The organism is Neobacillus drentensis (assembly GCF_021560175.1).
GTDB lineage: Bacteria > Bacillota > Bacilli > Bacillales > Cytobacillaceae > Neobacillus > Neobacillus drentensis_A.
In genome coordinates this window covers 1,252,480-1,270,415 of record NZ_CP091110.1, presented here as the reverse complement: position 1 = coordinate 1,270,415, position 17,936 = coordinate 1,252,480, and the positions used below count along the sequence as shown (strand labels likewise).

Annotated in this window: 20 protein-coding genes; 8 read left to right on the top strand and 12 right to left on the bottom strand. The window is 38.2% G+C overall.

The window, feature by feature from the left end:
* Nucleotides 1–35: 35 nt before the first annotated feature.
* The 6 genes from L1999_RS06035 to hemE all read right to left on the bottom strand — a co-directional run bounded on the left by L1999_RS06035 (nucleotide 36) and on the right by hemE (nucleotide 6,589).
* Complete coding sequence (locus tag L1999_RS06035; protein ID WP_235742729.1) at nucleotides 36–812, bottom strand: enoyl-CoA hydratase-related protein; 777 nt, start codon at nucleotides 810–812, stop codon at nucleotides 36–38.
* Nucleotides 813–880: 68 nt separating this feature from the next.
* Nucleotides 881–2,443, bottom strand: coding sequence for a fatty acid--CoA ligase family protein (locus L1999_RS06030; RefSeq protein WP_235744266.1), 1,563 nt, complete (start codon nucleotides 2,441–2,443; stop codon nucleotides 881–883).
* A 135-nt stretch (nucleotides 2,444–2,578) separates the two neighbouring features.
* Nucleotides 2,579–3,568, bottom strand: coding sequence for a lipoate--protein ligase (locus tag L1999_RS06025; protein WP_235742728.1), 990 nt, complete (start codon nucleotides 3,566–3,568; stop codon nucleotides 2,579–2,581).
* A 15-nt stretch (nucleotides 3,569–3,583) separates the two neighbouring features.
* The gene (locus tag L1999_RS06020; protein ID WP_235742727.1) at nucleotides 3,584–4,318 is read right to left on the bottom strand and encodes an MBL fold metallo-hydrolase; all 735 of its coding nucleotides are present in this window, start codon (nucleotides 4,316–4,318) and stop codon (nucleotides 3,584–3,586) included.
* A gap of 143 nt (nucleotides 4,319–4,461) precedes the next feature.
* Nucleotides 4,462–5,391, bottom strand: coding sequence for a ferrochelatase (hemH, locus tag L1999_RS06015; RefSeq protein WP_235742726.1), 930 nt, complete (start codon nucleotides 5,389–5,391; stop codon nucleotides 4,462–4,464).
* Nucleotides 5,392–5,542: 151 nt separating this feature from the next.
* Nucleotides 5,543–6,589, bottom strand: coding sequence for a uroporphyrinogen decarboxylase (gene hemE / locus L1999_RS06010; RefSeq protein ID WP_235742725.1), 1,047 nt, complete (start codon nucleotides 6,587–6,589; stop codon nucleotides 5,543–5,545).
* A gap of 245 nt (nucleotides 6,590–6,834) precedes the next feature.
* On the opposite strand from hemE, the gene L1999_RS06005 reads away from it, so the two are divergent.
* On the top strand, nucleotides 6,835–7,335 hold the full coding sequence (locus L1999_RS06005) for an antibiotic biosynthesis monooxygenase family protein (RefSeq protein ID WP_235742724.1): 501 nt from the start codon (nucleotides 6,835–6,837) through the stop codon (nucleotides 7,333–7,335).
* A gap of 126 nt (nucleotides 7,336–7,461) precedes the next feature.
* Nucleotides 7,462–8,859: a hypothetical protein gene (locus L1999_RS06000; RefSeq protein ID WP_235742723.1), complete on the top strand. Its 1,398-nt coding sequence runs from the start codon at nucleotides 7,462–7,464 to the stop codon at nucleotides 8,857–8,859.
* A 205-nt stretch (nucleotides 8,860–9,064) separates the two neighbouring features.
* On the opposite strand, the gene L1999_RS05995 is transcribed toward L1999_RS06000, so the two are convergent.
* The gene (locus L1999_RS05995; RefSeq protein WP_235742722.1) at nucleotides 9,065–9,700 is read right to left on the bottom strand and encodes a phosphatase PAP2 family protein; all 636 of its coding nucleotides are present in this window, start codon (nucleotides 9,698–9,700) and stop codon (nucleotides 9,065–9,067) included.
* A gap of 146 nt (nucleotides 9,701–9,846) precedes the next feature.
* On the opposite strand from L1999_RS05995, the gene L1999_RS05990 reads away from it, so the two are divergent.
* Nucleotides 9,847–11,022, top strand: a complete 1,176-nt coding sequence (locus L1999_RS05990) for a M20 family metallopeptidase (RefSeq protein ID WP_235742721.1) — start codon at nucleotides 9,847–9,849, stop codon at nucleotides 11,020–11,022.
* Between the two features lie 18 nt (nucleotides 11,023–11,040).
* On the opposite strand, the gene L1999_RS05985 is transcribed toward L1999_RS05990, so the two are convergent.
* The 3 genes from L1999_RS05985 to L1999_RS05975 all read right to left on the bottom strand — a co-directional run bounded on the left by L1999_RS05985 (nucleotide 11,041) and on the right by L1999_RS05975 (nucleotide 13,806).
* Nucleotides 11,041–11,763 (bottom strand): EcsC family protein, encoded by a 723-nt coding sequence (locus tag L1999_RS05985; RefSeq protein WP_235742720.1) that lies wholly within the window; start codon nucleotides 11,761–11,763, stop codon nucleotides 11,041–11,043.
* A gap of 92 nt (nucleotides 11,764–11,855) precedes the next feature.
* Nucleotides 11,856–13,073 carry an ABC transporter permease gene (locus L1999_RS05980; RefSeq protein WP_235742719.1) on the bottom strand — a complete coding sequence of 406 codons (1,218 nt, stop codon included), beginning with the start codon at nucleotides 13,071–13,073 and terminating at the stop codon, nucleotides 11,856–11,858.
* The gene (locus tag L1999_RS05975) at nucleotides 13,066–13,806 is read right to left on the bottom strand and encodes an ABC transporter ATP-binding protein (protein ID WP_235742718.1); all 741 of its coding nucleotides are present in this window, start codon (nucleotides 13,804–13,806) and stop codon (nucleotides 13,066–13,068) included. Before L1999_RS05975 ends, L1999_RS05980 begins: the two co-directional genes overlap by 8 nt.
* A gap of 637 nt (nucleotides 13,807–14,443) precedes the next feature.
* Here L1999_RS05975 and L1999_RS05970 point away from each other — a divergent pair.
* The gene (locus tag L1999_RS05970; RefSeq protein WP_235742717.1) at nucleotides 14,444–14,863 is read left to right on the top strand and encodes an HIT family protein; all 420 of its coding nucleotides are present in this window, start codon (nucleotides 14,444–14,446) and stop codon (nucleotides 14,861–14,863) included.
* A gap of 154 nt (nucleotides 14,864–15,017) precedes the next feature.
* Nucleotides 15,018–15,545 carry a tryptophan transporter gene (locus L1999_RS05965; protein ID WP_235742716.1) on the top strand — a complete coding sequence of 176 codons (528 nt, stop codon included), beginning with the start codon at nucleotides 15,018–15,020 and terminating at the stop codon, nucleotides 15,543–15,545.
* A 54-nt stretch (nucleotides 15,546–15,599) separates the two neighbouring features.
* Here the strand turns inward: L1999_RS05965 and L1999_RS05960 are convergent, their stop codons facing one another.
* Nucleotides 15,600–15,791 carry a membrane protein YhzF gene (locus L1999_RS05960; protein WP_235742715.1) on the bottom strand — a complete coding sequence of 64 codons (192 nt, stop codon included), beginning with the start codon at nucleotides 15,789–15,791 and terminating at the stop codon, nucleotides 15,600–15,602.
* Between the two features lie 165 nt (nucleotides 15,792–15,956).
* On the opposite strand from L1999_RS05960, the gene L1999_RS05955 reads away from it, so the two are divergent.
* Nucleotides 15,957–16,319: a YtxH domain-containing protein gene (locus L1999_RS05955; RefSeq protein ID WP_235742714.1), complete on the top strand. Its 363-nt coding sequence runs from the start codon at nucleotides 15,957–15,959 to the stop codon at nucleotides 16,317–16,319.
* A 165-nt stretch (nucleotides 16,320–16,484) separates the two neighbouring features.
* Nucleotides 16,485–17,060, top strand: a complete 576-nt coding sequence (locus L1999_RS05950) for an HTH-type transcriptional regulator Hpr (RefSeq protein ID WP_235742713.1) — start codon at nucleotides 16,485–16,487, stop codon at nucleotides 17,058–17,060.
* Between the two features lie 11 nt (nucleotides 17,061–17,071).
* Here L1999_RS05950 and L1999_RS05945 read toward each other — a convergent pair whose 3' ends face one another.
* The gene (locus L1999_RS05945) at nucleotides 17,072–17,410 is read right to left on the bottom strand and encodes a DUF1878 family protein (RefSeq protein ID WP_235742712.1); all 339 of its coding nucleotides are present in this window, start codon (nucleotides 17,408–17,410) and stop codon (nucleotides 17,072–17,074) included.
* Nucleotides 17,411–17,690: 280 nt separating this feature from the next.
* On the opposite strand from L1999_RS05945, the gene L1999_RS05940 reads away from it, so the two are divergent.
* Complete coding sequence (locus L1999_RS05940; protein WP_098529757.1) at nucleotides 17,691–17,870, top strand: hypothetical protein; 180 nt, start codon at nucleotides 17,691–17,693, stop codon at nucleotides 17,868–17,870.
* The last annotated feature ends 66 nt before the right edge of the window (nucleotides 17,871–17,936 follow it).

Below are 17,936 nucleotides of genomic sequence, written 5' to 3'. Positions count from 1 at the left end.
GTCTTATAAAAAAAAACATGGTGACAGGCACCATGTTATTTTCCTTTAAAGTTTGGTTTCCTCTTTTCGGAAAAAGCTTGTAATGCTTCGATGCGGTCCTCCGTTTTGAGGGTGACCTCATATGCCTTCCGTTCGATTTGCAGGCCTGTATGTAAGTCGGTATTCATTCCATTTTTAATCGCAAACTTAGCCTGCTGCAGGGCAACTGGTCCGTTTGCTAACAGCTTTGAGCAAAAAGAAAAACATTCACTTAACAGATTACTCGGGTCAACCACTTTTGTAAGCAGCCCATAATGATCTGCATCGTTTGCTGTAAGCCGTTTTGCCGTTAGGATGAGTTCCAGTGCTTTTGCCTGCCCGACTAATCTAGGAAGACGCTGAGTGCCGCCCGCACCCGGAATAATGGCCAAACTTGTTTCTGTTAATCCCATCACAGCAGTCTGAGCTGCAATCCGAAAATCACAGGCTAAAGCAAGCTCCATCCCCCCGCCGAATGCAAACCCATTTATCGCCGCGATTGTAGGCTGAGGAAGCAGGTCAATATCGTTAAAAACCTCATTGATTTTAAATAAATTTCTCTTCACTTGCTCCTCAGTTAAATGTTTTCGTTCTTTTAAATCTGCGCCAACGCTAAAAGCCTTCTCTCCGGCACCAGTGAAAATAACCGCACGTACCTCTTGATTTATACAGATAAGTTCTATTTTTTGTTTTAATTCTAGCAGCGTATCGTAATTAAAAGCATTTAATGCTTCTGCACGATTAATCGTAATGACGGCGATATGATTTTGAATCTCAAGTAATACTTGATCCATTTTTTCTCCCCTCCCTTAATAGAGAATTCTAAAAAGGCAGGCAAAATGCCTGCCTTACAAAAAATTTTTTAATTGTTTACTTTTTGCGAGATTATATTTTTAAGAGCCCGTCTAAGTATTTTTCCAGTCGTGTTCTTGGGAAGTTCATCTATAAATTCAATCGTTGTCGGCACTTTATACTTGGCAAGATGCTCTCTGCAATATTCCTGAAGCTGTCCGAAAGTTAGTGCAGGATTTTTACTGACGACATAGGCATTAACTGCCTCACCTTGATTGGGATCAGGCACACCAACTACGGCGACCTCCACCACATCATGGTGATTATAAATTACTTCCTCTACTTCACGCGGGTAAACATTGTAACCGCCTACAATAATCAAATCCTTTTTCCGATCAACAATGTAAAAGTAGCCTTCTTCATCCATTCTTGCCATATCTCCGGTATGAAGCCAGCCATCTCGAATGGCGGCTTGTGTTTCTTCAGGCATTTTATAATACCCTTTCATCACATTCGGCCCGCGAACAATTAATTCTCCAACAGCTCCGATTGGAACATCTTGTCCAAGTCCGTCCACAATTTTATTTTCCACTCGGAGAATCGACATGCCAATTGATCCAGGTTTGCGCGGGCGATCAAGCGGATTAAAGGAGGTTACTGGTGATGCTTCCGATAATCCGTAGCCCTCTGAAATGACCACATTAAATTTTTTCTCAAAATTCTTTAATAATGCTACAGGCAAGGATGCTCCACCGGAAATACATAAACGTAAGGATTTAAGGTCATTAGGATCGCCATCTGGATATTGATGGAGGAAGTTATACATGGTCGGTACACCTGCAAAGACAGTCGCCGTATGTTCCTTTATTAACGAAAAAACTTCTTTTGGGCTAAATTTCGGTGCAATTAATAGGGTTGCTCCGCTTAGTAATGGGGCATTTAGAACCACGGTCAGACAAAAAACGTGAAACATTGGGAGAACGGTGACAACTCTGTCCTCCTGATTCATTTTTAAGTAGTCGCCAACATCCTTCGCGTTGCTATATATATTTTTATGGGTTAACATAGCACCCTTTGGTTTTCCGGTTGTTCCAGAAGTATAAAGGATAATCGCCACATCTTCGTCCCTAACGATTGGACCTTGAAATGATTGTTCACCAGAGGCGATTATTTCTGTAAACGATTTCATTTTAGAATAAACAGTAAGACTTTCTATTTCTGATAAGACGAGACTATTGGGCTTTGTTTCACAAAAGATATAGTGCTCTATCCTTGGCAGTAAGGTATGCATTTTTTCTGCCAGAGGTAAGGCTAAATCAAGTGCAACGACCGCTTTAACATCTCCATTATTTAAGATAAAGCCAATTTCATCTGCGGTGTAGATGGGATTTACGGGTATTACGGTTACTCCAAGCCGTAATGCCCCATATAGACTGATGACAAAATGTGGTGAATTCCCCAATAATAGAGCAATGTGGTCTCCTTGCTTGATTCCCAATTTTTCTAATCCTGAAGCAAACTTCTGTATAGCTTCATCTAATTCGGCATAGGTACCCTGTTGCCCCATAAAAAAATAAGCGGGTTTATCGGCAAATTTCTTCGCGGTTTCTTGAAGCTGCGCTGAAATATTCATCATTACCCTCCTCTGAATGAATAATCATTCATATTAATTTTCTAAATATATTATATTTCCTGAATTTTAAGTATTCAAGTATAATACGTAAAAAAGGATAAAAAACAGCGATGTCTTCATGACATCGCCTTCTTGTTAATAGATTAAATTAATAAATTCCTCTTTTGATATATTTCCAAAGTAATGCTTTGTATCTATGTCTGAAAGAACTTGTTCGATTTCCCTTTTATCATAGCGAATGCCTGTGAGTTTCCTCTCAATTTCATTTACTTCACCGACACCAAAAAAGTCACCATATATTTTACAGTTCTCGATTAATCCTTTATTCACATCTAAGCGAACATCGATTGAACCGACGGGGAAACGGTGCGAATGTTGAAGATTAAACTTCGGGGATTTGCCATAATTCCAATCCCAGTTTTGGTATCGTTCTTTGGAAAGCTGGTGAATTTTTTCCCAATCCTCTTCTGTTAAACTATATTCCGGTATATCATCTTGTGCACCGAAAATATTCTTTAACAATAAGGAACGAAATTCTTCAATACTTACCTTTTTTGTTAAAAATTCTGAAATGTTAGCGACCCGGCTGCGGACAGATTTAATTCCTTTTGATTCAATCTTATCCTTTTTAACTTTTAAAGCTGACACTACGTTCTCGATTTCTGAATTAAGCATCAGAGTTCCATGACTAAACATTCTGCCCTTTGTAGAAAATTGGGCATTTCCTGAAATTTTTCTTCCCTCAACTTCTAAGTCATTTCGACCGCTTAACATGGCGTTTACCCCTAATTTTTGCAACGCTTCAACGACTGGCTCAGTGAATTTTTGGAAATTATGGAAGCTCTCCCCATCATCCTTGGTAATAAAACTAAAGTTTAGATTGCCAAGATCATGGTATACTGCACCACCTCCTGATAATCTGCGGACGACATGTATTCCATTCGTTTCAACATAATCGGTATTGATTTCTTCAATCGTGTTTTGATTTTTTCCTATAATAATCGATGGTTCATTTATGTAAAATAATAAATAGGTTTCGTTTATATCGAGGTTTTTCAAGGCATATTCTTCAATCGCCAGATTTATATGAGGATCGGTAATCCCTTTGTTATCAATAAATAACATCGTCATTTCCCCTTCTTAAAGTGATATAGATAGTAATTCATTTGCACGTTTTATTATACCGCTAAATTCTCGGGATGCCTCTGTAATCAGCTCATCCAGGTTTCCATAATGCGGCAGGTGTGTAAGAATTAGCTGCTTTACCCCAGCTCTCTCGGCAAGCTGACCTGCCTCAATACTATTCATATGCCCAGCCGACTTACCGCTTTGATTTCCATAAAAATTACATTCACATAGAAGAACATCTGCATCCTGACTAAATTCAATGAATTCTTCTTTAAATGAACTATCACCGGTATAAACGAGAACCTTTCCGCCTGCCTCTATTCTCATGGCATAACAGGGAACAGGATGATTCGTTTTCAAAAATGAGATAGTAAACGGGCCTGCAGATAGAACTGTATCAGGATTATAGGCTATACCTTTTGTTATGGTTTTATAGGTTAGTTTGCTAAACTCTTGCTCATCAAAAGAATGCCCGTAAACAGGCAGATTAGCCAGTTCATTTCCCAGGAATCCTTGTATTAACCTAGCATGCTGCAATACCCCAATATCAGCATTATGATCCGGGTGATAATGGGAGAGAATGACGGCATCCAATTCCTCAGGCTGTAAAACATTTTGAAGCTTTGAGAGTACACCACTCCCACAATCGATTAATAACTGAAATCCTTCATGTTCTACTAAATAGCCTGAACTTGCTTCATTCTTTTTGGGGTAACCTCCCCAATATCCGATAACTGTCAATTTCATATGTTCCCCTCCAAATCGTAGTCTAACTTTAATATACTCAAAAAACAGCATCTATTCATGATATAGAAAAAAGAAGCTGACTTGACTGAACAGCTTCTGATTGGAATATTATTTAAAACCCGGCTTTTATAAACCGATTCTAGTTAAACTAATCTCTTTAAGATGACGGTCGATAAACAATCGATAAATTCATCTTTCGCATTAGGCATTTCCGGGCGGTAGTACTTTGCCCCTAATTGATCTGTTACGGTTTTACATTCGATGTCATTATCGTAAAGAACCTCAAGATGTTCACACACGAAACCTACCGGTGCATAAACAAAAGAAGTATATTGTTTCCTTTCATACAGGTCTCTTGTTAAGTCCTGCACATCCGGACCAATCCACGGCTCTGGAGTATTTCCAGCGCTTTGCCAGCCTATTTCATAATTTTCAATACCTGCTTGGTTGGCGATTAAATCAGCCGTTTCTTGAAGTTGGCTTGGATATGGATCGCCAAACTGAAGAATTTTCTCCGGCAAGCTGTGGGCAGAAACGATTAATACAGCCTTCTCCTTTTCCGCTAGCGTCATTTGGTCAAAAATTGCTTTTATTTTATCAACCCAATAGCTAATAAATTGGGGTTCCTTGTACCAGCTTTCAATCGTTTTGATTGTAAGTCCGCCTAATTTTTCTGCTTCTTCTACGGCTCTTCCATTGTAAGATTTTACACTAAAGGTAGAAAAGTGCGGGGCCAGCACAAGACTAACAGCCTCTTCAATCCCATCTTCATGCATCTTTTTTACCGCATCTTCAATAAATGGTTCGATATGTTTTAAACCTAAATACATTTTAAATTCGATCTCATCTTGTATTTGATTAAGATGTTGTTCAAGCTTTTCTGCCTGGTCAAGTGTAATTCTCGCTAATGGAGAAATCCCTCCAATTGCCTCGTAACGATTCCTGAGATCCTCGATCATTTCAGGTGTTGGTTTACGGCCATGGCGAATATGGGTATAGTATGGTATTAAATCATCTAATGAATAGGGGGTACCATATGCCATAACTAGCAGGCCCATACGTTTTTTTGTCATTTAATTGCACCTCATTTATGTGTCCTACTTTGTCTGATTTATGTAAAAAGGCATTATAGGCTTTCTACCTTTTAATGCCTTTTTGAAACAGCTTACTATATTGTGCCAAAAAATTGGACTGCTTACCAATTTAATGTCTTACTTTTAAGAATTAACGGCTTACTTTCGTTGCTGAATAATCATGGATAAAAGAAGTTAATCGTTTTAATGTGTCTGGATTAACGGATGGGAATACACCATGACCCAAATTAAAGATATAACCGTCCTGAGCCATTCCTTGGTCTAATATTGCTTTAGCCCTCTCTTCAATAACTTCCCAAGGAGCTAAAAGAATCGCCGGATCAAGGTTGCCTTGTACCGTTTTTTGAATACCCATTTCTCTAGCCTGACGAATCGGCAGACGCCAATCAAGACCAACCACATCGAGCGGAAGTTCATTCCATTCTAAGGCAAGATGACTTGCACCTACGCCGAACATAATGAGCGGAACATTTTCCTCTTTTAAGGAGGTAAAAATTCGATTCATGACTGGCTTAATGAAGTAACGGTAATCTTCTACATTCAAGGCACCCACCCATGAATCGAAGATTTGGATGGCTTTTGCACCAGCTTTAATTTGCGATTTTACATATGTAATAATCATATCGCCGAGTTTGTCCATTAATGCAAACCATGCCTTTGGCTCTGCATACATGAAAGCTTTGGTCTTATTATAGTTTTTGGATGGACCGCCTTCAATCATATAACTGGCAAGAGTAAACGGAGCACCTGAAAAACCGATTAATGGAACATTTAACTGTTCTTGTGTTAATAATTTAATCGTATCCAATACATAGGGAACATCTTCTTCAGGGTGTATTTCACCTAATTTTTCTACATCAGCTAGAGAACGAATCGGTTTATCAATGACCGGGCCAACTCCACCCTTAATTTCTACTTCCACTCCTATAGCTGGGAGCGGTGTCATAATATCTTTATATAAAATGGCGGCATCGACGTTATATTGTTCTACAGGCAAGCGTGTAACATAAGCACATAGCTCTGGCTGATGTGTAATCTCAAATAAGGAATATTTTTCTTTTATTTCTCTATACTCTGGCTGCGAGCGGCCCGCCTGGCGCATATACCACACAGGTACGTAATCGGTCTTTTCTCCCTTTGCGGCTTTTAAAAATGTTTCATTAATTTTTCTTGTCATGAAGAATGTCCACCTTTCAAAGACTGTCTGTTTTCCATTTTAATATATTGGCGATAAAATTAAAAACCATTGGTATACAAAGCTGTCTTCACTATACCTATTAATCCTATTTGTGTATAGCTTACGATACTATCTGTCAAAAAATAGTCGTTTTTATGTTTCTGAATTTGTTTCATCTATCAGCAAGAATACGGATGATGAATAAGTATAGAATAATGAAGATGATTAAATTAGGGGGAAAAAGTATGAATGTTTATATAACTGCCGGGACACTCGATTTTTTAAAGAAGATTGAAAATAAATATAATCATGAACTTATGGTGGCGATGCTGAATGAAAACGGTGCCTTGTTGCTGCATGAAACCAATGGTCAAACTGTTTTTAACGAACCACGAAAGTATGAGGTTTTAGAATCCAATGGACAGTTACAACAAAAAGGGTTTGTGGTCATGCATAACATCTCCGTTACGGATGAAGGACGTCCCTTATTTGAACATCAGTTTAAACAACAAGCAAAAACGATTGTAAACACCCAAGGATTAACAGCACTGCGATTACTCCGCCCCGAATCTTCAAATCCTTATATTATTATGACGGTTTGGGAACACCAATCTTTCTATCTAAAATGGCAGGGAGCCAATTCCCCACTGGATCAACTAAAAGCTAGCTTTGACGGCCAGCAAAAGATTTTTACAAGTACACCGTATGTTAGTAAATATACGATTGCAGGCGATAATAAATCTTAATTTTCTAATGGAGATTATCCTCCATTTTTTTTTATTCCTCCATTTCACCACTTAATACAGATTACATATTCTGTATTACATCCAAAACAGGGCTATAGCCCTTTTGGAAGAAAGGAGGAGTTTAATATGCTTATTCAACTAACCGCCCTTCATTGGATATATGTAGCCTTTATTATTCTAATTATCGGATTTATGGTCATGAGAAGGGATACGACCATTGTGTGTATTGTCGGAATTTTTTTAATTGCTCTGACTGCCACTGGCAGTTTAAGTCATTCTGTCAGCAGTATCTTTAACAGTTTTAGCTATGCTATCACCGAACTATTATCAACTATACTTGTGATTTCGATAATTGTAGCAATGAGCAGTACGCTAACGTCAACGGGAATAAATGATGTGATGATTTCACCTTTTCGAAAACTAATCCGAAATCCAGGGCTTGCCTATTGGACGATTGGGATTTTAATGATGGTCACTTCTTGGTTCTTTTGGCCATCCCCTGCCGTTGCCCTGCTTGGTGCCGTTCTACTTCCAGTAGCAATTAGAGCAGGGTTGCCTGCACTTGGAGTTGCCATGGCGATGAATTTGTTTGGACACGGAATCGCCTTATCAGGTGACTTTGTCATCCAAGCAGCCCCTAAACTTACGGCAGATGCAGCTGGACTTCCCATTCAGGATGTCATTAATGCCAGCATACCACTCGTTTTTATTATGGGGCTAGTCACCACGATTACCGCCTTCTATTTTTTAAGGAGAGATATGAAGCGCGGGACCCTTCAAACCACTTCGTCCATATTGCCTGAATCCTCTGTGGAAGAAAGCAACAAACCTGTCCTCTTAACACTCGCCCAAAGACGCTTTTTCGCAATTTTGGTTCCCTTGTTATTTATAGCGGACGTTATTGCTATGTCCATTCTCGATTTAGCAGGCGGAGATGCAACCGCCTTAATCGGTGGAACCTCTATTCTAATTCTTCTTCTTATTACTGTCACAAGTCATAAGAATAAAGGGCTTGAAAAAACAACTCAATATTTAATTGAGGGCTTCCAATTTGGATTTAAGGTTTTTGGGCCAGTTATTCCAATAGCCGCATTCTTCTATCTTGGCGACAGCGGTTTTACAAAAATCATCGGAGAGTACTTACCAAAAACCTCGAATGGGATTGTTAATGACCTCGGTGTAGCTCTTGCCGGCATTGTCCCACTGAGTAAAGAAGTAAGTGCAGTCACATTAACAGCCGTGGGTGCGATTACCGGCTTAGATGGTTCAGGCTTCTCGGGAATCTCACTAGCCGGGTCCATTGCAAGTTTATTCGCGGCTGCTATCGGTAAAGGCGCAGCTACCCTTACTGCGCTAGGGCAAATTGCAGCGATATGGGTGGGCGGTGGAACTCTTGTACCGTGGGCTTTAATTCCTGCTGCTGCTATTTGTAATGTTGACCCGTTTGAATTGGCTAGAAGAAACCTACTCCCTGTCTTTATTGGGCTAGTCGTCACAACAATCGTCGCGATGTTTTTAATATAGGCTGTGTTTATCTTGAATGTTGATTTCCGCTCAGGCGGCTTCGCTTTCCGCGGGCGTGCCGGGGAGCCTCCTCGGCGCACCTGCGCCTGCGGGGTCTCCCCGGCCCCGTACTCCCGCAGGAGTCTTCGCCGCCTTCCGCTCCAATCAACATGCTAAAATTAACAATACCCTTTAACACAGCCAAAATATAAAGAAAAGGCCGGGATTAGCTCGGCCTCTTCTTTGTATATCGCTGTTTAAAAGAATGATAGAAAAATATCCAAATAACAGCCCATATAAATCCTAACGCATACCCGCCCAATACATCAGAAAGATAATGGACTTGTAAGAAAATTCGGCTGGCACCGATGAAAAGTAGTATGACTACTGCTAATAAGGCAACGAGCCATTTGGCTGCTTTTGACTTTATGCCCTCGATTAATAAATAAGCAGCTGTAAAGTAAAGCACCATACCTACCAGTGCATGCCCGCTTGGATAACTATAGCTTTCAACCTGTACCAGGTGTTCTAAATCAGGTCTTGGACGGACAAACCAATTTTTTAATATCTTATAAAGTTCATTCGCTAAAGCTATTGATAAAGCGAGCATGGCTCCCCCAGCAAAGTCCCGCCTTTTCAACAGTAACCACGCTAACATGAACAAGGCAACAATGCCTATTCCTAGTTTATCCCCCAACTCCGACACTTGAGTAAAAAATGGAATAGCCGTACGAGGCACGTGTGCAAACAAGCCTGCGGCATAATCATCCATCCAAAAAGTGCTGTGTATAGCTACTTTAACAGACGTATATAAAGCAATTAAAACAGCGATTATTAGAAAAACAAAAGATTTACTTTTCAAAATCCGATCCCATCCCTTGATTCTCTTTGTTTACATACTTTTAAAAGTATAAAAAAAATCATTATAAAAATCTATATAATAGCGGTAAAAGTGTTAAAATTGTTTGAAAATACATTCTTTAATTTTAACCATAAGGGGGATTATCTATGTTAAACAACCTATTCACTAAATTAGAAGGTTACTACGATGAAATGATCTCCATCCGCCGCTACCTTCATCAGCATCCAGAATTATCGTTCCAGGAATATAACACTGCTAGGTTTATTCAAGACTATTATGAGAAACTGAATATAGAAGTAGCGGGACAAGTTGGAGACAATGGTGTAGTGGCAAAGGTTTATGGTAAAAACCCAGGTAAAACGGTGGCATTACGGGCAGATTTTGACGCATTACCAATTCAAGATGAAAAGGATGTACCATACAAATCATTAGTCCCCGGCGTTATGCATGCATGTGGACATGACGGCCATACCGCTACACTTCTTATTCTTGCAAAAACATTAAATGAGCTTAGAGATGAATTAGAAGGAAACTATGTTTTTATTCATCAACATGCCGAAGAATATGCACCCGGCGGCGCTGCAACTATGATTGAATCGGGCTGTTTAGAAGGAGTCGATGTCATTTTTGGAACTCATCTTTGGGCAAGTGAACCTACAGGCACAATCCAATATCGAACGGGACCAATGATGGCAGCTGCTGACCGATTTGAGATAGAAATACAAGGAAAAGGCGGTCATGGAGCACAGCCCCATAAAACACGAGATGCGATTGTGACTGCTTCACAGCTTGTTGTTAATCTCCAGCAGATTGTCAGCCGTAAGGTTAGCCCTGTGCATGCGGCAGTGGTTACAGTGGCTTCCTTTATTGCAGAAAATGCTTTTAATGTAATTGCTGATAAAGCCAAGCTGACAGGGACAGTTCGGACATTTAATGAAGAAGTCAGACAGTTTATTGAAGAGGAAATGGAAAAAATCATACATGGAACATGTTATACATCAAGCAGTTCCTATCAGTTTGACTACTACAGAGGTTATCCGCCCGTTGTTAACCATGAAAAGGAAACGGAGCTTCTCATCCGTTGTGCCCGGTTTGTTCCCGAGGTTACGAACATTGAGGAAACAGAACCGGAAATGGGTGGGGAAGATTTTGCCTATTATTTAGAAAAGGTTCCCGGTACCTTCTTTTTCACCGGTGCAAAACCAGTACGAGAAGAAGATGGATACCCACATCATCACCCCAGATTTGATATTAATGAGAAAGCGATGCTAATTGCTGCTAAAACGTTAGGTTCGGCCGCACTGAGCGTCCATAGCGAATAAGAATGGCTAGCCCCTAACTTAGAGTTCAGGGGCTTTTTGCAGCAGTCTTAAGCGATAACAATTCATCGCAGTGTCACCTAACGTTTTTAGAAGATTATGATTAGCATAAGCACCAACGAAAGCTCCAATTCCAGGCACAAGCTGAAAAAGCTTGGCGAGATCAATATAATCCCTGTATTCCTGCTGAAACTTGCGCCAATCCATTTCTGTTAGTTCGATTTTTCTCTGTTCCCATTGTTCAATTTCTGATAAGGTATTTTTCCGGATTTCATCACTTGAAAAAGCTAATTGAAATACATGAAGAATGAATAATCTTTCCTCATATTTTTTTGTATCAAACCCATAGATGGATGCTGCCTCAAACAGAAATTTCATTTTTATGGTCAGAAGCAATGGAAAGTCGGCCAGCCCCAGTAGTATTCCTCCTGCCCCTGTACCTGCTCCTTCAACAATGGCTGTTTTTTGATAAACGGAAATCTTTTTTCGAACTAGTTCATCTCTTTCAGCTAGAGTTAAACCGTTTGCTTGATCTCTATTGGTAGTGAGCTGAGAGCCAAATAACGTTGCCTTTACCATTGCTTTAATGCTCTCTGTCATCATTTCATGTACTTTTTCTGGAATCCATTCATTTATTTTCACTTGGGCTTTCTTGGAAATCCGATTCATCATCCCTGAACGTTTGATTATTCTACGTTTCCATTCTTCCACTTCTTCATAAACTTTAACTTCATATTCATTCAAATAGGACCAACTCCTCTCATTATTATTTTAGTAATCTATACGAGCAAAACAGACCAATAGTTCCAAAAAAAAATCCCCCAAAAAAGGGGGCCTCAGGTTATTTTCTTTAACCGGCTCTTACTATAAAAATAAACAAAGAAATAGCTAAACACGACCCCTGTTCCTAAAACAAGCAGTGAATAGTACCATTCTCCCTTAAGCAAAATTAATAACGCAAAGATAAGGGATTGGACCACTAATAGGATCATTAGCAGAAAATGGAAGGATGTTGTCTTATCACCTGTCGAGACCGGGTATAAATCCACCCAAAGCTTATTTTGATGATGATTCCATAATGGCAGTAATTGAAATCCCGTTAAGTATATAAATAAAATGGTCAGTAAAAGCTGTCCAATTCCAAAGGAAATAAAATAAACTGCCATGATACCAATGACCGTCAGCCTGACAAACAATCCCAGGTAGTCGGATGAACGTAAAAACGTCCTTGTGAATAAGTATAAGTAGGTTTTTTCTTGTGAAAATGGAATCCTGCTAATGAACAGATCAAGATATTTCCTTCTTTTAACCGTATCTTTTAATTTTGGGACATCTGTAAATAAATTAGCGAGCCGATAAAAAGAGGCCATCCTCTTTTCTTCTGCTTCAATTAATTGATCCCATTTTAACCCCATTTTCGTTGTCTTTACGTGAAAGGAGTAATAATAAAAAGCCATAATTACTCCGATTACTAAGAGAATAAGAAGATTTGCTTGTTTTAACAAAAGATAGGCAAAAACTGCATTTATGAAATAACGAATAAGGTAATCCCAGCGGTGGACAGCTGTTTCCACGTAAAATTGAATTTTCCACGCAGCGGCTAAATTCCAAGCCTTGAGAACAAGCAAAAGGAGTAAAAATGGAATAAACGATCCAAATCCATTCCCGCTGACATGCGCATAGATAGGCATTAAGACAGCAAAAACTAATAATAGGATATATCCTTGAAACACGAAGCTTGCCATCCCTGAACGGAGAAAATACCCCTTTAATCTCTCCTCTAAAGGAAGTAGAAACACCTTGTCCGCTTCAAGCAAAAAATTATAAACCGGACTATAGGTAACGAAAATTCCAATAATGGCTGCTATAACCAACTCAGCGGGAAAATTCGGCGAAAGAGTCTTAATCCAGTCTTGATAATAATATGCGGCGGTTCCAATTAAAAATAATAAGACAATCACAATGTGACCATTGAAAATATAACGTAAATACCTTCCTATGTCCTTCATTCGACCGCCGGCACGGTCCCTCCAAAGCTTATTTTCATCAAACATAATTTTCTTCCTTTGTTAATTGAATATACAAATCATCCAGCGATGCTGTGGGCATCGAAAATTGTTCCCTTAATTCAGTCAGTGTGCCTTTGGCCCGAATTTTCCCTTCATGGAGAATAACAAAGCGATCACAGTACTTCTCAGCTGTTGCAAGAATATGGGTTGACATTAATATTCCTGCACCGTTATCTTTCATCTTTTTCATTAAATCAAGAAGTGATTGAATTCCAAGTGGATCAAGTCCAACAAAAGGTTCATCCACAATGTAAAGGGAGGGCTGAACCAAGAAGGCACACATAATCATGACCTTTTGTTTCATTCCCTTTGAGAAATGAGCCGGAAACCATTTTAAGCGTTTTTCCATCCGAAATTCGGAGAGCAACGGAGAAATCCTTTCTTTAAAGGTTGGTTCATCTAAACCATAAGCCATGGCGGTTAACCTTAAGTGCTCATCTAAGGTAAGTTCCTCATATAAAACCGGTGTCTCTGGAACAAATGTAAATAAACGGCGATAGGATTCTTTATTTTCCATAAAGGACTGGCCATTAATTTGAATCGTACCTTTATGAGGTTCCATAAGCCCGATAATATGTTTAATGGTTGTACTCTTCCCTGCCCCATTTAGCCCAATTAGACCAACAATCTCCTTTTCTTTTACGTCAAAGGAAACATCCTTTAAGACAGGATTTCTCGTATAGCCGCCGACTAAATGATCAATTTTTAATAAAGCCATTCCCAAACGTCCTTCCATTTCAAGTTTATCGTGATCAGAAAGAATTCATCTATGTATTCATGAATTCAAAAGACGTGAATTCATTTATTTAATTTTAACAAATAACAACCATAAAAAATAGAAATTCAATTTTTCTTATCTTTTTGGAATAAAACTTTAACAAACGGACATCATAATATTCGAAGGGGAAATAACTTATTCCGATGAAGTGATTCATCAAAATTTGAGATGAGGTGTCTGCTAAAGACAATTTCCTTTCAAACAAGTGAGCTTCTATTCGATTCAGATAAGGGGATGGTTGTTTTGTACAATGTGCATGCTAACCATTTAGAGTTCAAGTAACACTCAACTGTTTATCTTAAAAAATAAACGGCAAATGAGGTGTTTACCGCAGATCACGACCCGTTTTTAAAGGTAGGTAACCAATAAAAACATATAGGGGATGGTCAGCTTGAACAATGATGTATCTTTATAAAAAAACACTCTATGAAAAATGAGGTGTTTATCAAAGAACATTCCTAAATGAACGCAGATTTGAAGCATTCCCCTTCGGGAAGGCAGGATTCCACGCGGATCCTGTCTTTTTCCTATTTTTCATGGTAAAATAATACAAACATTTTTAAAAGGGGCTGTATGTATGAGTGATTGTATTTTTTGTAAGATTGTAAATGGAGAAATTCCGGCTGCCAAAGTTTTTGAGAATGAACATGTTTTAGCCTTTTTAGATATCAGTCAGGTAACAAAAGGCCATACCCTTGTTATTCCGAAAATACATAAAGAAAACATATATGAGTTAACACCCGAAATTGCCCGAAACCTATATGAAGTAGTACCTTCTATTGCCAATGCTTTAAAAAGGGAATTTGAACCTATCGGGTTAAACTCCATTAATAATAATGGTGAACACGCAGGACAATCTGTCTTTCACTTCCATTTGCATTTGATCCCGCGCTATGGAAAAGGTGATGGCTTCGGCGCTGTATGGAAAAACAATCAAAGTGATTATACCCCACAAATGTTACAGGAAATGGCTTCAAAAATTCACAAACAACTATAGTTCATTTAACAAGGGTTAAACGTAAATTTTCTGAAAATTACTTCTTTAAAAATATTATCGTAATATGGTATAATGAGTGTAAGTTTCTCGCTGCAGGCAATGAGTGCACTGCAGGAGAAACAAATAGCTTAGGATAGCAGAGGAGAGATGAGAAATGAATACAAAGAATCTTGTCGTTTTAGCACTTTTAGCGGGGATAGGGGTCGTATTGCATACAGTAATGCCAGCATTCCTTAGTATTAAGCCGGATATGATGCTTGCCATGATGTTTTTAGGAATTATTCTTATTCCAGAAATAAAAAGTGTCATGCTGCTCGCAATTGTAACAGGTGTATTGTCTGGCATCACAACAAGTTTTCCTGGAGGTACAATTCCAAATATCATTGAAAAGCCGATTACTGCATTAGTCTTTTTCGGTTTATTTTTAGCCTTAAACAAATACCGGACTTCGATTGTTAGTGTGGGAGTTTTAACTGCCATCGGTACATTGATTTCAGGAACTGTATTTTTAAGTGCGGCCTTCTTTATCGCAAGTTTACCTGCCCCATTTACAGCGTTATTCGTAGCCGCTGTATTACCTGCAACTGTTCTAAATACGGTCGTTATGGTTATTTTGTATCCAGTAGCTCAATCGATTGTTAAGAGAACTAAATTAACATCAGCTTCCGTGATTCAGAAGTAATCCACGGGATCTGTTAAGAAAAGAACCCTCTAGGGTTCTTTTCTTAAATTACTTTTAGAGAAAATATGACAGAGACAACGCAATTAACAAACAAATACAGGCAAATCCGGCTAGCCCGGCTGCTCTTTTCTTTAAGACTTGTTTAGGTGGGTATACACCAGGTCTTTTTAATTCAACTAAATATTTAAGTGTGCCAAAGAGCAGGATCGCACTTAAAATAAAAAGAATTACTGCTGCAGTCTTCATCCCTTTGTTCCTCCCTACTTGAATCCTTATCGAACAATAGTTGTAACTATTTATATGAGTTATCGTCCATTCCTATGAAGGACTTGTTTAAGGGGAAAAGGTAGAGGGAATTACTCTATACAGGAAAATTTTTTTAAAATAGCCAATTTGGAGGTAGTAAGTAAAATGAAAGTTAAATCATTTCTATACGGATTAATGACAGGAGGGCTTGCTGCCGGAGTTAGTGTATTACTGACTGCTCCAAATTCAGGTAAAGTAACCAGGGAGAAAATGAAGGAAAATACGCAGAGTGTACTAAATCAATTACAAGTCATACAGAAGAACTTATTGGAGCTAAAAAACTCTGCTATTCATGCATCAAAAGAAGGACGTGCACAGATCTCAACATTTTTAACAGAAGTAAAATCGGCCCTTGCACAATGGGAAGAAGAAGTAAGCCCTCAACAGGAGCGGATTCAAAAAGAAATTAATGAAATGAAAAATACCATTCAAGAATTGGAAGATGAAATTTCAGATAATAATAAATAATCTAACTACCCTTTTGAACATCATATCAAGTAGATTTTACTAAAAAACATAAAATCAAGATAAAAATTGTGCAATTTCTAAAAATTTTGTGAATTTATACTTTATTAATTTTTATTTTATTGGCATAATGATAAAAAGAGAAATTAAAAGTAGGTGAAAATGGGGATGACTGAGAAACAATATTCGTTAAAGGAAGCAATGATTTTTAGCCAGCGTATAACTCAATTAAGTAAAGCGCTATGGAAATCAATTGAAAAAGATTGGCAGCAATGGATTAAACCCTATGATTTAAATATTAATGAACATCATATTCTCTGGATCGCTTATCATTTGAATGGAGCTTCCATCTCTGACGTGGCAAAATTTGGGGTCATGCATGTCTCAACAGCTTTTAATTTTTCAAAAAAGTTAGAAGAACGAGGTTTGCTGAATTTTTCAAAAAAGGAAAATGACAAGCGAAATACCTATATTCAACTGACAGACAAAGGTGAAGAGATTCTGCTTCAATCAATGGAAACCTATCAGCCAAAAGAAAATGCAGTTTATTCAGGGGCGTTACCACTTCGAGATTTGTATGGAAAATTTCCAGAAATAATTGAAATGATGGCCATTGTCCGTAACATTTATGGCGAAGATTTTATGGAAATCTTTGAACGTTCTTTCCATAATATTGAAAGTGAGTTTGTTGAAGAAAATGGCACATTGAAAAAAGTAAAAAAGACGGAACAAAACTTAGTTTAATATGTCCTGTCTTATAGATATTTTCGTAACTCCATAAAAAGAGGCTCGAACAATCTTTGCTGTAAGCAGGCCTTCACGACCTCTTCCAATTTTAAATGAGCAGGCAGCCCAGCTGATAATTGATTAAGAAGCGGATGGAAATGAACGAAGCCTTCCGCTTTTTGTTCTGCCAGTTTCACGGTTAATTCATCACACAAACGGTAGAAATTGTTGACTTCCCGTTCCGAAAGCCCGTTTTCAATGATTAACCGATAAAAGTCATTATTGGGATGGCTTAGCAATTTAATTAACAGCCTTTGATGAAATTCAAGAAGATTGATCCTATGCAAAAGAAGATCGTGTTCATTCATACTTTAACGCCTCTTTTCATTACCTTACTTTACCTATGTTCATTATTCACCTTTTAAAGGGATGGGTAAACCTTTTTGTCCTATAATCGAAAAAATAATTGCAAATATTTCGACTCCATCAAGTTCTAGAAAACTTCCATTCTTTTTTACTATCTTTTTTTTATTTTTTTTGATATTGTATAAAAAAGTGGAAGCGAACGATTAAAAGCTTCACCAGGGATATTTGAGAAACAACTATCACTGAAGAAACATAAGTAAACCATCTGGGAGGGAATCAATGATGATCTCCATTTTTATTGTCTTCGCAATTTTTATTTTATTTTATGTAAATAAAATGACTAATTCCCTTTGTATCCAAAAAGAGATACCGGAAGAGAACCAGCATAAGGTATTCCGTACCATTAATGTGCTCATTACCATTTTATTGATTTCTTCTTACTTAGAAATCCTCTATACATAATCCATCAAGGAAATTCGGATATGTACTCATAAAGGTTAGAATAAAAAAAGCGAAGCGATGAGGTAA

Bases quoted from the DNA above. Each gene is read 5' to 3' on its own strand.
- L1999_RS06035 (WP_235742729.1), bottom strand. From the start codon at position 812: ATGGATCAAGTATTACTTGAGATTCAAAATCATATCGCCGTCATTACG.
- L1999_RS06030 (WP_235744266.1), bottom strand. From the start codon at position 2,443: ATGAATATTTCAGCGCAGCTTCAAGAAACCGCGAAGAAATTTGCCGAT.
- L1999_RS06025 (WP_235742728.1), bottom strand. From the start codon at position 3,568: ATGTTATTTATTGATAACAAAGGGATTACCGATCCTCATATAAATCTG.
- L1999_RS06020 (WP_235742727.1), bottom strand. From the start codon at position 4,318: ATGAAATTGACAGTTATCGGATATTGGGGAGGTTACCCCAAAAAGAAT.
- hemH (WP_235742726.1), bottom strand. From the start codon at position 5,391: ATGACAAAAAAACGTATGGGCCTGCTAGTTATGGCATATGGTACCCCC.
- hemE (WP_235742725.1), bottom strand. From the start codon at position 6,589: ATGACAAGAAAAATTAATGAAACATTTTTAAAAGCCGCAAAGGGAGAA.
- L1999_RS06005 (WP_235742724.1), top strand. From the start codon at position 6,835: ATGAATGTTTATATAACTGCCGGGACACTCGATTTTTTAAAGAAGATT.
- L1999_RS06000 (WP_235742723.1), top strand. From the start codon at position 7,462: ATGCTTATTCAACTAACCGCCCTTCATTGGATATATGTAGCCTTTATT.
- L1999_RS05990 (WP_235742721.1), top strand. From the start codon at position 9,847: ATGTTAAACAACCTATTCACTAAATTAGAAGGTTACTACGATGAAATG.
- L1999_RS05980 (WP_235742719.1), bottom strand. From the start codon at position 13,073: ATGTTTGATGAAAATAAGCTTTGGAGGGACCGTGCCGGCGGTCGAATG.
- L1999_RS05975 (WP_235742718.1), bottom strand. From the start codon at position 13,806: ATGGCTTTATTAAAAATTGATCATTTAGTCGGCGGCTATACGAGAAAT.
- L1999_RS05970 (WP_235742717.1), top strand. From the start codon at position 14,444: ATGAGTGATTGTATTTTTTGTAAGATTGTAAATGGAGAAATTCCGGCT.
- L1999_RS05965 (WP_235742716.1), top strand. From the start codon at position 15,018: ATGAATACAAAGAATCTTGTCGTTTTAGCACTTTTAGCGGGGATAGGG.
- L1999_RS05960 (WP_235742715.1), bottom strand. From the start codon at position 15,791: ATGAAGACTGCAGCAGTAATTCTTTTTATTTTAAGTGCGATCCTGCTC.
- L1999_RS05955 (WP_235742714.1), top strand. From the start codon at position 15,957: ATGAAAGTTAAATCATTTCTATACGGATTAATGACAGGAGGGCTTGCT.
- L1999_RS05950 (WP_235742713.1), top strand. From the start codon at position 16,485: ATGACTGAGAAACAATATTCGTTAAAGGAAGCAATGATTTTTAGCCAG.
- L1999_RS05945 (WP_235742712.1), bottom strand. From the start codon at position 17,410: ATGAATGAACACGATCTTCTTTTGCATAGGATCAATCTTCTTGAATTT.
- L1999_RS05940 (WP_098529757.1), top strand. From the start codon at position 17,691: ATGATCTCCATTTTTATTGTCTTCGCAATTTTTATTTTATTTTATGTA.